The organism is Microbispora sitophila, from assembly GCF_014892245.1.
GTDB lineage: Bacteria > Actinomycetota > Actinomycetes > Streptosporangiales > Streptosporangiaceae > Microbispora > Microbispora siamensis.
In genome coordinates, this window is record NZ_JADBGC010000003.1 from 387,256 (window position 1) to 399,691 (window position 12,436).

Annotated in this window: 13 protein-coding genes; 1 reads left to right on the forward strand and 12 read right to left on the reverse strand. The window is 72.2% G+C overall.

The features are described 5' to 3' along the window. Positions 1–34 precede the first annotated feature (34 nt). Complete coding sequence (locus IL992_RS07665) at positions 35–757, forward strand: TetR/AcrR family transcriptional regulator (protein WP_193202593.1); 723 nt, start codon at positions 35–37, stop codon at positions 755–757. A 23-nt stretch (positions 758–780) separates the two neighbouring features. Here IL992_RS07665 and IL992_RS07670 read toward each other — a convergent pair whose 3' ends face one another. The 12 genes from IL992_RS07670 to IL992_RS07725 form a co-directional block, all read right to left on the reverse strand. Further along, positions 781–2,787: a polyprenyl synthetase family protein gene (locus IL992_RS07670; RefSeq protein ID WP_193202594.1), complete on the reverse strand. Its 2,007-nt coding sequence runs from the start codon at positions 2,785–2,787 to the stop codon at positions 781–783. A 17-nt stretch (positions 2,788–2,804) separates the two neighbouring features. Further along, positions 2,805–3,593: an ABC transporter permease gene (locus IL992_RS07675; RefSeq protein ID WP_193202595.1), complete on the reverse strand. Its 789-nt coding sequence runs from the start codon at positions 3,591–3,593 to the stop codon at positions 2,805–2,807. Next, a complete protein-coding gene (locus tag IL992_RS07680) occupies positions 3,590–4,243 on the reverse strand; it encodes an ABC transporter ATP-binding protein (RefSeq protein ID WP_193202596.1) in 654 nt (217 codons plus the stop codon). The genes IL992_RS07675 and IL992_RS07680 overlap by 4 nt, the downstream gene beginning before the upstream one ends. 9 nt (positions 4,244–4,252) lie before the next feature. Further along, a complete protein-coding gene (locus IL992_RS07685; protein ID WP_193202597.1) occupies positions 4,253–4,900 on the reverse strand; it encodes a hypothetical protein in 648 nt (215 codons plus the stop codon). Positions 4,901–5,134: 234 nt separating this feature from the next. Next, positions 5,135–5,857: a GNAT family N-acetyltransferase gene (locus IL992_RS07690; RefSeq protein WP_193202598.1), complete on the reverse strand. Its 723-nt coding sequence runs from the start codon at positions 5,855–5,857 to the stop codon at positions 5,135–5,137. A 45-nt stretch (positions 5,858–5,902) separates the two neighbouring features. After that, a complete protein-coding gene (locus IL992_RS07695) occupies positions 5,903–6,121 on the reverse strand; it encodes a helix-turn-helix domain-containing protein (RefSeq protein WP_079315621.1) in 219 nt (72 codons plus the stop codon). Continuing rightward, a complete protein-coding gene (locus IL992_RS07700; protein ID WP_193202599.1) occupies positions 6,121–6,618 on the reverse strand; it encodes a DUF2975 domain-containing protein in 498 nt (165 codons plus the stop codon). Before IL992_RS07700 ends, IL992_RS07695 begins: the two co-directional genes overlap by 1 nt. Positions 6,619–6,711: 93 nt before the next feature. Continuing rightward, on the reverse strand, positions 6,712–8,172 hold the full coding sequence (locus IL992_RS07705; RefSeq protein WP_193202600.1) for an FAD-binding oxidoreductase: 1,461 nt from the start codon (positions 8,170–8,172) through the stop codon (positions 6,712–6,714). Between the two features lie 72 nt (positions 8,173–8,244). Next, positions 8,245–9,702 carry an NADH-ubiquinone oxidoreductase-F iron-sulfur binding region domain-containing protein gene (locus tag IL992_RS07710; protein WP_319018408.1) on the reverse strand — a complete coding sequence of 486 codons (1,458 nt, stop codon included), beginning with the start codon at positions 9,700–9,702 and terminating at the stop codon, positions 8,245–8,247. Further along, the gene (locus tag IL992_RS07715; protein WP_193202601.1) at positions 9,699–10,568 is read right to left on the reverse strand and encodes a hypothetical protein; all 870 of its coding nucleotides are present in this window, start codon (positions 10,566–10,568) and stop codon (positions 9,699–9,701) included. Before IL992_RS07715 ends, IL992_RS07710 begins: the two co-directional genes overlap by 4 nt. Positions 10,569–10,704: 136 nt before the next feature. Next, positions 10,705–11,778 (reverse strand): DUF1996 domain-containing protein, encoded by a 1,074-nt coding sequence (locus tag IL992_RS07720; protein ID WP_193202602.1) that lies wholly within the window; start codon positions 11,776–11,778, stop codon positions 10,705–10,707. Between the two features lie 23 nt (positions 11,779–11,801). After that, entirely contained in the window at positions 11,802–12,404 is a 603-nt protein-coding gene (locus IL992_RS07725; RefSeq protein WP_193202603.1) for a DUF4142 domain-containing protein, read from the reverse strand. Positions 12,405–12,436 lie beyond the last annotated feature (32 nt).

Consider the following 12,436-nt stretch of genomic DNA (forward strand, 5'->3'; position numbering starts at 1 on the left):
TCGTCGATAGCAACAAGCTGATATCGTCGGAAGCATGAGCGATGCGGAGAGCGAGGCGGCGAGCGGCCGCGACAGGACGCGAGCGCACATCGTGTCGGTCGCGGCCCGGCTGCTCGCGAGCGGCGGGCGCGACGCCCTCTCGACCAGAGCGGTGGCCGCCGCAGCGGGGACGCAGGCGCCGACGATCTATCGCCTGTTCGGCGACAAGGAGGGCCTGCTCGACGCGGTCGCCGAGTTCGGCTTCAGCTCCTATCTGCAGGACAAGAAGGCGAGCCCGCCCGCCGGCGACCCGGTCGAGGCCTTGCGGGCCGGATGGGACCTGCACGTCGGCTTCGGGCTGGCGAACCCCGCCTTGTTCTCGCTCATGTACGGCGATCCCACGCCGGGACGGCGGTCGCCCGCAGCCATCGCCGCCTTCCGCATGCTGGGCGAGCGCATCCACGCCATCGCCGCCGCCGGCCGGTTGAAGGTCGGCGAGCGCCTGGCGGCGGACCTCCTGCACGCCGCGGGCTGCGGCACGGTCTTCACGTTGCTCGCACTGCCGGAGGAGCGGCGAGACCCGCGCCTGTCGGAGGTGGCCCGCGACGCGGCGATAGCCGCCATCACCACCGACGCCCCCGCGGTCGAAACCCCCGGACCGGCCGCGGCGGCGATGGCGCTGCGCGCCGCGCTACCGGACGCCACGGCTCTCACCGAGGGCGAACGCCACGTGCTCGGCGAATGGCTCGACCGCCTCGCCGCGGACGGATCCGCCTGACTTCTCGGTGCATCAGCCGGGGGTCAGCGCGCCACGCCGGTCTCAGCGTGGTCGAGCAGGAGTTCCCGGCGCAGCCGGGCCAGGTCCGGTCCGCTTCCCGTGGGCGTACGGCTGTAGCGGCCGGTGCCGTACAGGGAGCGCCAGTTCGGCACCCGTTCCCTGACGAGGTGCACAAGATCGATGTCCGTGCCGCGGGCGGCGCCGCCCGGGGCCCGCAGGAGGGCGGGCGCGGCGGCGAGCATGGCGTCGAGCTGGGCGTAACCGTCCTCGACCTGCCGGGTCACCTCGTCGATCGCTTCCTGCCTGGTGCAGCCGGTCTCATGACAGAGCACTCTGACCAGGTTGTAGGGAGCGCCGGCGGCCTCGTCCTGCTCTAGGGTGCGCAGGTCGTTCTCCGCGAGCACGACGGTCAGCCCGAGGTCCAGCGCCCGCCGGAAGAGCGGGTGGTCGCGTACCACAGGGTCGATCTGCCTGCCGTACGTCACCTCGAAGAGGTCCAGGGCGAGGTCGGGCCCGGCGCTGCGCAGCCGCAGCGGGAGCTGGTCGCGCAGGCTGGGGACGAACCCGCTGAGCCGATGGCACGCCTCGCGTTCGCACGCCTCCAGCCACTCGGCGAGATGATCGAGGGCGCGAGCCTGCCATGAGGGTGGCTGAATGAGGCGGATCCGCGCCCAGGACTGGGCCAGGGCGGTGGCGACCGCTCCACCGGCCCTCGGGGTGTCGCCGAGGTCGCGGATGAGGAGGGTGAGCCGGTGCCGCAGCTGAATGACTTCCTCCGGGTCGGTCAGTGCAGGGTCCTCCAGTAGATCGTCGAGCACATAACACACCAGAATCCACCGGGCCAGCGTCTCGACCTGCTCGGGGTCGGCGCCCGGCCACATGCGCGCGGCGGCCGAGGCCATGCCGCTCCATCGCGGGTGGCGGACCTCCTCGGGCGTGGCGGCGAGCCCGGTCTCCAGCAACCAGGCGTCCACCCGTTCCTGCACGCCATCCCGGACCCGTGCGGGGACGCCGGCCGGAGCGGGGGAGGGCGCGGGAACGGTGACCGGAGCCGGGCCCGGACGCTTGCCGGTGCTCATGACCGATCGGGCGTAGCCGGCCAGCGCCTCCCGCGGCCGCGGGTCGCCGAGGCCGTCGAGCTGACGGAGCGCCGCCTCCATGTGGGCGTCGACGACCTGGCGGGCCTCGTCCACGGCTCCGCAGGACAGCACCAGGCGCCGCGCGCTCTCGGCCTCGGCCGCCGTCAGGCCGCGGCGCAGCAGGCGGGCGAGCACGGGCTCGCGGGCCAGCGCCCTGATCACCGGGAGCGTGTAGACACCCTCCACGATGTCGGAGTTGGCCGGTTTCCCGAGATTCCCGGCCGTCGCGGTCAGATCGAGGATGTCGTCGCGCACCTGGTAGGCCAGACCGAGGTGCCAGCCGAACCGCGCCAGCGCCTCCTCTCCCTCCGAGCCCGGTGCGGCCTGCATGGCGCCCAACCGGCAGGCCACGGACAGCAGCTCGGCCGTCTTGGCGCCGGTCACCTCCATGTAGGCTTCCTCAGTGCGGGAGAGCAGGAAGCGGTCGGCCGTTTCGGCGATCACTCCCGAGCAGGCGCGTTCGCCCGCCTCGGCGGCCACCAGCGCCTCGCGCTCGCCCAGCTCGGCGAGGATCCGGCTGGCGTTGACGACCAGGAGGTCACCGGCCAGGACCGCCATGCGCGCGCCCCACACACCGTTGACGCTCGGCCGGCCCCTGCGCTGCCTAGCGTCGTCGATGACGTCGTCGTGGTAGAGCGACGCCGTGTGCAGCAGTTCGACGGCCGCCGCGGCGCGTACGGCACGAACGTCGGCGGCCCCCTCCGGGCCGGCGAACAGGTAGTACGACAGCAGCGCCAGAGTGGGCCGGATCAGGCGGCCGTGGCCGCCCCGCGGTTGCCTGGTCAGCGTGGCCAGGTCGGGCCGGCCCCGCACGCCTGCCAGGCCGAGGACCTCCCGCACCCGTTCCAGGTCGGATATTAAAGCGGGGAAAAACGGGCTCTCGGTTGTCATCGATGCTCCTGAGGGACTCATGGACGCGCCGTGGCCGGCTCGCCGAGCGGCCGGTGCACACGGGTACGGCGGGCGAACGCGCAGATGCCGAGGGCCGCCGTGCCCAGCGCCCAGCACACGGCCGGACCCGCGGCGTTCCAGGGCACCGTGTCCAATGCCACGGCCGAGACGGCCCACTGCATGGGCCCGTAATCGGGCAGGTAGCGCACAAGGACGCTGGCCGCGGCCGGAGTGGCGAGCGGGCTTTGCAGGGCCAGGTCCACCGAGCAGATCACGGTGACGAGGACCAGGCCGGCCAGGTCGGTGGTCAGCACCGCGGCGAGCGCGATGCCGATCCCTCCGTAGATCAGCGCTCCGCCGGCGAGGGCGGAGGCGAGCAGCAGGGGCTGCGCGGTCGGGTGGGTCAGGCAGATCAGGCCGGTCGCGTAGAGCGCGACGCAGAGCGCGACCACCACCAGGGCGGTGAGCTTCGCCGCGATCAGGCACATGTGAGGGAAGCCGGACCGCACCAGGCGGCGGTCGAAGGACGCCGAGTTCATCGTGGTCACGAACATCATGAACCCGGTGATCAGCGCCGATATCTGCAGCGCCCCGGCGAGCTGGTTGAGGACGTTGGCCGGCATGGTGACGGACCTGTCGGCGGCGCGGATGTGGAACGGGAGCGCGATCTCCAGGGACAGGGCGTAGATGAGAACCGCCCACACCGGGATGAAGAGCACGACGATGGTCAGTGCCAGGCGGTTGCGCAGATGCTCCACCATCACCATGCGGACCGCTGTGGTGTAACAGTCCCACCGGCGCGTCATGCCGCACCTGCCCTGTCCGCGCCCCCGACGCCTGTGCGTTCCTGCTCGCGCAGCACGCCGCCCTCCAGCCGTTGGAGAGTGTCGAGGCGGGCCGCGTCATAGGCGAGATGGGAGACCACAAGCACGGAGCGGCCGCGCCCGCGCAATTCCTCGGCCAGGTCCCAGAACCGCACGTAGGTCTCCCAGTCGAAGCCCTGGTAGGGCTCGTCGAGCAGGAGTACGTCCGGGTCGTGCATCAGGGCCAGGACGAGATTGAGCTTCTGGCGGGTGCCGCCGCTCAGCGCGGCGGGGCGGGCCCGGCGGGAGCCGGAGAACCGCAGCGCCTCCATCAGCTCCTCGGCCCTGCACAGGCTCTCCAGGCCGTAGGCGACCTGGAAGAACCGCAGGTGCTGCTCGACCGTGAACGCGTCGTGCAGCACCGTCTCCTGCGGGCAGTGACCGATGCGCCCGCCGTGGCGCACCGACCCGCCGTCCGGCCGTAGGTCGCCGGCGAGGACGCGCAGCAGCGTGGTCTTGCCCGCGCCGTTCTCCCCGACGATCCCCACCACCCGGCCCGGCGGCAGATCGAGATCCACTCCACGCAGCACCGGGCCACCCCGGTAGCCCTTCCGCACGTCCCGCACCCGCAGCACGGGCTCATCCGACGGCATCCGATTTCGTTAGTTCGGTGTGTCCACGGCGATGAAGGCGACGGTGCCGCTGCCCTGGACGCTGCTCACGCCCTTGTCGGAGCACTGGCTGATGTCCGAGGTGGGAGCGGCCTTGCCTGCGATCCGCTTGCCCTTCAGCTTCCCTTCCGTGACCTCGCCGACCAGCATCATGTCGCCCGGGTTGTACGCGTTGATCGCGTCCATGTTGGGGCGGACCGTGGAGGTGCCCAGCGTCTGGCCCTGGGCGTCCTTCCAGGTGATGGTGCCCGTTCCACTGACGTTCTGGACGCCCGTGCAGGACGCCTGCCCGCTGCCTTGGAGGGTGGCCGTACCCGAGCGGATGTTGGGGAAGCTGCTGTCGGGAGAGGCGCAGTTGGTGAGCGTCAGAGTGCCCTTGGCGGTCACCGTGCGGGCCTCCTTGCCCACTGCCGGGTCGGCGGTGATCGGCTGACCGTTGGTGCTCACCGCGCACGTCAGCACGGTGTGGCCGCCCGGCTGCTTCGGCGTGGGGTCGGCGACCGGCCGGGTGCTCGTGCCGGTGCCGCCCGGCGCGCCCTGGGCCACCGTAGGGGCGACCATCAGGGCCAGGCCCGCGACGGCCGCCGCAGCGGCGCCGACACCGCAGGCCAGGTAGACGCGCGATCGAGAAACGTTCATGGACTTCCCCCCGAATGATTGCTGTCGGCAATCTATCTATCACAATCGGTAACGGGAGGCCGGTGACTCGAGACGGGTCACGCGCCGCGCCCCCTCATCGATCGAGGGGATCTACTCGGGTGCGATGGCGACCGCGTGTGCGGGATGAGCCGCTCGACTGGCCGGCCTTCGAGGGCGGCGGCGAGCCGGTCACCAATGATGAGATCACGTCCGTGGTGGCCGAGGGAGCTGCTGTCAGACCTTGACCGTCATCGCGCTGTCGACCACCCGGAAACCGAGCCTCTCGTACAGGCGGCGGGCGGGGTTGCCCTCGGTGACCACCAGGCCGACGCCGGTCAGACCGTCCGCACCGGCGCGGACCAGGACGGTCGACAGCATGAGCGCGCCGAGACCCCTCGGCGACCGGTCCGGGTGCCGGAAGACGTCCGCGATCCACGGTCCCCGGTTCGAGTCGGTGACGAGAACTCCCCCCACGACCTCGCCCTCATCTCGTACGGCGAGGACGCTGCAGGGAAGCAGAGGGCCGATCTCCTCGCCGCTGAGGAGCGGAACGAGCTCCTCCTTCAGGGCCTTCTCGCCGTCACGGGGACGGTAGTCGGGATGGCCGGGCGGGTAGGCCGCGAACCACGCGGGGAAGATCTCGGCGGGTGACCGGTCGCAGGGGACCAGCCGGAAGCCGTCCGGAGCGGCGTCCGCGACCGGCCGTGCGATCGGCAGATCGCACAGCATGACGTTCATGTGCCGCAGCAGCCGCGCGCCCCGGTCGAGCAGCGCTCGACCGAGCCCGACCGGCGCGGAGACCGCCCAACCGGGCATCCCCGACGTGATCGCGTCGGCGGCCCCCGGACCGATGTCCTCGATCGCGTACGCCCACGGGCTGCCGTCGCGGACGCCCTCCAGGTAGCTGAACACCGGGACGCCGTCGGCCCCGAGCATTGTCCGCCGCTCCTCGGTCATACCGTGAGGTTCGCGCACCCCGCCTCGCTCGGCAACCGGTCGAGGTCACGCGTCGTCGTCCTCGGCCTCCCAGCGCAGCAGGTCTCCCGGCTGGCACTCGAGCGCCTCGCAGAGCGCGGCGAGTGTCGAGAAGCGCACCGCCTTGGCGCGGCCGTTCTTGAGCACCGCCAGGTTGGCGGGCGTGATCCCGACGCGGTCCGCGAGCTCGCCCACGGACATCTTCCGCTTGGCCAGCATGACGTCGATCTCGACGACGATCGGCATCAGATCACCTCGTCCAGCTCGGCCTGCATTCGCGCCGCCTCGATGTCGCGCGCGACGGCCTGGGCGAGCAGCATGCGCAGCACGAGCACGATGAGCGCGACCCCCAGGGCCGCCACGCCGGCCCCGCCTATCAGGAGGACCACGCCAGGGGGGACGGGCTCGCCCGGCGCCAGGACGGCCCCGAGCGCGAAGATCAGGAGGGCGGCCGCCACGAAAGCGCCGATCACGACGTCCACCCATCGGAAGGCGGCGTGGGTGAACACCGTGCCGCGCCGCACCATGGTCACCAAGCGCCACACGCAGACCAGGACGACCTCCACCGCCACGAAGCCCAGGACCGTGATCGCGAGGATCGGGGAGCGTAGGTACGCGTACTCCGGGTCGAGCTCCCGCAGGTCGGCGGCCAGCAGCGGCACCATCACCGTCTGCACGAACACCGAGCCGGCGAGCAGTGCCACGAGCACGGCGCGTAGCGCCATCACCGTCAGCTTTCTCATCATCCCTCCATCGATCGGTTCTCAATAGAAATCTATCGATAATCGATAAGGGATGGCAAGGCGTATCCGACGGCCGATACTCGCTGCCGCGCCCTAGACGCCCTGGGGGAGGCGGAACAGGCGGCCGGGGTCGTACGCCGCCTTGACCTGGGCCAACCGGGCGGCGTTGGCGCCGTAGTACTCCTGCCGCCAGTCCTTGAGCTCGGGGTCGATGTAGTTCACGTACGCGTGGTCGCCGAAGTACGGCCGCATGGCGGCGTGGGCGGCCCGGGCCCAGCCGGCGGCGCCGGAGAAGTGGGAGTAGTACTGCACGCTGAACAGCGCCTTGCGGTGCGGGAAGGCGGTGGCGTCGGGGCGGACTCTGGCGATGGCGCCGCCGAGCGCGTCGAGCATCACCGAGTGCCGTCCCGGGGCGGCGACCTGGGCCAGCAGCGCCTTGATCCCGGCGGACGACAGCGGCGTGTAGGCGAAGTGCGACTTGGCCGAGAACGAGTCGCGCACGAGCTTGCCGCTCGGATTCTGCCCGGGAAGCGTGCCGGGACGGTGGCACTGGGCCACCGACATCGACGCGCAGCCCGCCTCCACCATCATCGCGTGGTCGTACGCGGAGGTCGCGACGTAGCGGGTCGAAGGCCCCGAGCCGACCCGGTCGACGAGCTTCTGCAGCAGGTTCTCGCACGCCGTCCTGCCGCCGAGGTAGAGGCCGCCGACCATCACGTCGAGCGACGGGTCACGGTCGAGATGGCAGTTCGACCACATCGCGTCGGGCGCGGAGGGCGCCCACGCCTGCCATGCCTTCAGCACCGCCGCCGCCTTCGCCCAGGGCCAGTGCAGGAAGAACAGGGTCACCGTGCGCGTCGGATGAGTCCGGAACGTGAACGACGTCGCCACACCGAAGTTGCCGCCGCCGCCGCCCCTGGACGCCCAGTAGAGGTCCGGGTGCGAGCTCGGCGAGCAGGTCAGCACCTTCCCGTCCGCCGTCACGACCTTCAGGGACTCCAGCACGTCGCAGGTCAGGCCGTACTGCCGCGACACCACGCCGATGCCGCCGCCCAGCGTGAGCCCGGCCACCCCGACCGTCGGGCAGGAACCCGCCGGGATGCTGACGCCGTGCGCGGCCAGCTTGGCGTACACGTCGACCAGGCGCGCCCCCGCGCCGACCGTGGCGTGGCCGCCCGAGTAGGACACGCCGCTCATCGGCGACACGTCGATGACGAGCCCGCTGCCCGTGGACCAGCCCGCGTAGCTGTGGCCGCCCGACCGGGAGGTCACCGGCACGCCGTATCGCCGGGCGAACGCCAGGCACTCCGACACGTCCGCCGCCGTCTTGCAGTAGGCCACCCCGGCCGGCCGTACGGAGTCGAAGGCCGAGTTGAACACGTGGCGCGCGTTGTCGTACGACGCGTCGCCGGGGCGGATCAGTTTGCCGTCCAGCCCACGCCCGAGCGCGGACCAGTCGGCGGGACGGGGACCCGCGGCGGCGAAAGCCGTGCCGGAAACAGCGGCGGCCCCCGCCAGGGCCGAGACGCGAAGGAAACTCCGTCTGTCGATCATGGTCGTACTCCCGAGGTGGTGATCTACCTCGTTGAGACGCTCATGGAACCGGTCCGGTTGGTTACAAGCCCATCACTTCGTTCCTATACGCAGGGCCAGCGCCGGGCACATCTCCACGGCCTTCTGCGCCTCGCCCAGCAGCCACGAGGGCACTCCGGTGTCCATGAACACCGGAAAGCCGTGATGGTCGAGCTTGACCAGCTCGGGCACGAGGTGCGCGCACAGGCCGTGGCCCTGGCAGCGGGTCCAGTCGACGACGAGCCGCGCGTCCTGCGCGTCCTCGATCGGCAGCGGCAGCACGCCCTTCGCCGTCCGCCCGCAACCGCCGTGGAAGCGGTGCTCCTCCACGTCGTCGGCGAACGCGTCCAGCGCCGACAGCACGAACCTGGCCGAGCCGTCCGGATGGAAGCAGGCGCCCCGGCCCTTCACGGCGGCGGCGGCGCGGAGGACGAGGTCGGGGCCGTCCGGGTCGCCGTCCTGGAGCCGGCGGCAGGCCCGCGCGAGGTCCGGCAGGCCCAGGCGGCACGGCCCGCACTGCCCGGCCGACTGCGCCGCGAGATAGCCCGCCACCCGCGCCGTCTCGCCGAGCGGGCAGGTGTCCTCGCCCAGCACCACCACGATGCCCGCGCCCAGCTCGCCGCCCACCTCCTTCGCGCCGCGCCGCGACAGGATCGCGCCGTACGCGTCCTCGGCGGACATCCACGTGCCGTGGTAGCCGCCGAGCAGCAGCCCGTCGCCGATCTTCGCCTCGCACAGGTTCAGCACGTCGGCCAGCGGCACGCCCGGCGTGACCTCCACGACCGCGGGGGTGGTCACCGAGCCGCCGACCGTGAGCAGGATCGTCCCCGGCTCCTGCACGGTGCCCACCGCGGCGTACTCCTCCGGCCCCAGCTCGGCGAGCACGGCGAGCTGGGCGAAGGTCTCGGTGTTCGACAGCAGTGTGGGCAGCCCGCGCACCCCGCTGTCGCTGGAACGGACCTTCCGGCCCGGCGGCAGGCCCGCCTCGCCGTTGACGGCGCGGACGAGCGCGCCACCCTCGCCGGAGATGAACCGCTCCTGTACGCCCGCGACGCGGACCAGTCCGGTCAGGCCGCGCTCGGCCACGGCCGCGGTGACCGAGGCCTCGGCCAGCTCGCCGGCGCCGACCGCGATCACGACCTCCCGCGAGCCGAGCGCGCTGGCCGCGAGCAGGGCGCCCTCCAGGACCAGGTGGGGCGCCCGGGTGAGCAGGGTCTTGTCCTTGAGGCTGGCGGGCTCGCCCTCGGCGGCGTTCACCAGCACGGCCGTCTCGCTGTCGCGGGCGCGGGAGGCCACGGCGCGCAGCTTGCGCGCGAACGGGAACGCGGCCCCGCCCCGGCCCCGCAGGTCCACCTCCTCGGCCATGGAGATCAGCGTGTCCACGGTCTGGCTCGGCAGCCGGTCGTGGAACTTGTAGTGCGCGTTCAGGTCGAGCCTGCGGTGGTCGTCCAGACCCGCGGTGAGCCGGGCCGGGCCGAGCCGCCGTACGTGGGAGACGCGGTAGGGAATCACACGATCCTCCGGAGGCGGGGTTCCTGGGGGGTGGGAGGCGCTTCGAGGACGTCGAAGGGATCGGTGCCGGTGCGGCCGAGGACGGCGGCCTCGCGCGGCGCCCGCCGCCGTACGGCGGGCCGCGGCGTCGCGAGGTCCTCGCGCACCGTACGGTCGGCGCTCCGCTCGGTGCTCCAGTCGCCTGTTGGGGCCTGCCGGGCGGGCCGGGTGGCGGCGGCGAGCCGGATCAGCAGGGCGGCGCCGACCGCCGCCAGGCAGGCCACGTAGCTGAAGGTCACCCAGGGGGCGGCGGCCCGGCCGGCGGTCAGGCCGTGCAGGATCGCCACCGGCCAGGCGAGGTAGGCCAGGTCGTGCAGCCCCCGCCACAGCCAGGGCCGCTCCGCCTGGGCGAACCTGCCGCGCATCACGCCGGTCGCCACGATGACGACGAACAGGTCCGAGGCCACGGCTCCCAGCGACACGTAGACGTCGGTGGAGGGGATCACCGACCCGTACGGCGGCACCAGCCCGGCGGCGATCTTCATGCCGATGTGGACGATCAGGAAGCCGATGCCGAGCAGCGCCATGGCGCGGTGCACGAGCTGGACGCGCACCCGCTGCGAGATCGGCAGGACGACGCGGTCGGTCGCCGCCAGGCCGAGGGCGACCGTCGTCGTGAGGCCGACGAGCGAGAAGACCCCGGCGTAGAACGTGAGGAACGACTGGGCGTCGGCCAGGAACACGGCGCCGCCGCTGGTCAGGGCGGCGGCGAGCCCCCCGGTGAGGGCCAGGGTGACCAGGGCGCCGAGGCCGATCCGTACGCCGCGCCTTTCGAGGTCGAGGCCGGAATCCGGCCGGGTGTGCCGGGGAGCCCGTCTGCTGGGCAATGATTCCTCCGTCTGGTCAATGCGGCTCGGAGTGGGGCGCCGTTCCCCGTCCTCAGGCGGGGGTGGTCTGCGAAGGACCGGACGGGGAACGGCACGAGCGGGGCCGGTTCGGCGGTGCAGGGCGGTGCAGGGCGGTTCAGCAGCGCAGGCCGCGGTTGACGCAGGAGACGACCGAGCTCATCAGCCGGTCGGGCATGACGTTCTCGAAGTCGGCGTGGTCGGTGATCGGGTTGTGCTGCTGCTCGGGGAAGCTGTCCACCGCGAACGACGGCCCGTTCGGCACCGAGTAGGCCAGGGTCATGCGCAGCTGCGGGATCGCCCGGGTGCCCGTGGGGCAGGCGCCGTTCGCGCCGGGGAACACGACGTGCGTCCTGTGGTTGGCGCTGTCGGTGTTCTGGCCGTCCCAGCAACTGGGGAAGTCGAGCACCCGCAGCACCAGGCTGCCCCGGGGGCAGAGCGGATATCTGCTCGTCAGCCGGTTGGTGAAGCCGGTGCAGGTCCACTGCGCCCGGGCGTTGGCGCCGCCGTTGGTGGCCGCCTTCGCGTCGCCGGTGATCATCCGGAGGAAGCGCGGCATCGCCACGACCCTGCTGACCGGGTTGCCGCGGAACTGCAGCGTGACCGACCGGGCCAGGAGGATCCTGCCGACGTTGCCCTCGGACGCGCCGCCCGGCTCGTCCGTCACCGCGCCCGTCCCCATGCCCCGGCCACCGTTCTGCCCGGCCCGGAACCGCTCGATGTCGTCCGGGGAGGACGAGGGGGAGGCGGTCGCCTGGGCGCCGGCGCCGGTCCGGGCGCGCAGGACGGGCCAGAAGTACGCCGACCTGTCGCCGAACCGGCAGGTGGTGCCGCCCGCGGCGAGGCTCTCGTCGGTGGAGAAGCCGTTGGTGGTGAGGTTGCCGACGTAGTCGTGCACGTGGTGCGCGCCGTTCGACACCCCGGGCGTGACGATGTGGTTGTCGGAGTTGCGGTGGCCGTTCTCGTTGCGTCCGCAGCGTGAGGTGAACGAGCCGCGCCCGGCGCGTACGGCGGTGTCGCCCGGCGGGACCTGCCGGATGTCGACGAAGTCCTCCAGGGCCGGGCCGACGTCCTCGCACTCCGCGCCCTGGACGGAGGGGTCGCAGTGGTCGGCGAACGCGGGCCGGCCCACACCGGTCAGCGAGCCTGCGATCAGTACGCCCGCCATCGCGAGCACGAGCCGTTTTCGCATGGATGCTCCTTAGACAGTGCCTTCTAGACCGTGGGGGTGGGCAGCGTGGAGTAGTCGACGAGACCCGTGCCTTCGAGCAGCGTCATGTGCTTCATCACGACGTCGACCGCCTGCCCGGCGAAGTCGCGGATCAGGCTGTTGCGGGTGCCCGCGCGTACGGCGGAGACGAAGGTGAAGACCTTGCCGTGCGCGTCGCGCAGGCGGGCGGCGAAGACGCGGTCGAAGTCGGCGCCGCGTGCGGCGGCCATCTCGTCCAGCCACCGGCGCTGGTCCGGGTTCGGCTGGTCCGGCAGCGGAACGGCGAGCTTGGCGGCGAGTTCCCTGACCGCCGCGTCGAGCTTGGTGTGGTCCTCCACGAGGTGCCTGCCGACGTCCTTGACCTTGTCGCTGCCGGCCCGGTCCTGGGCCCAGCGGCCGGCGGGGATCTCCCAGAGCCCCGCCCAGCGCACCCGGACCAGCAGGTCGCGGTCGGCCGGGCCCAGCGGGCCGTAGGGGGTCTGCGTCCAGTCCGGCCCCGTCCAATCCGACTGGGACGAGGCGCTCCGGGGGACGACCACGATCACCGTGACGGCCGCCGCGAAGAGGAAGACGCCGAGCACCAGGAGTTCCCCGAACCGGAACCGCATCGTGCCTCCTTTCGTGACCTTCGGTCGGAGGT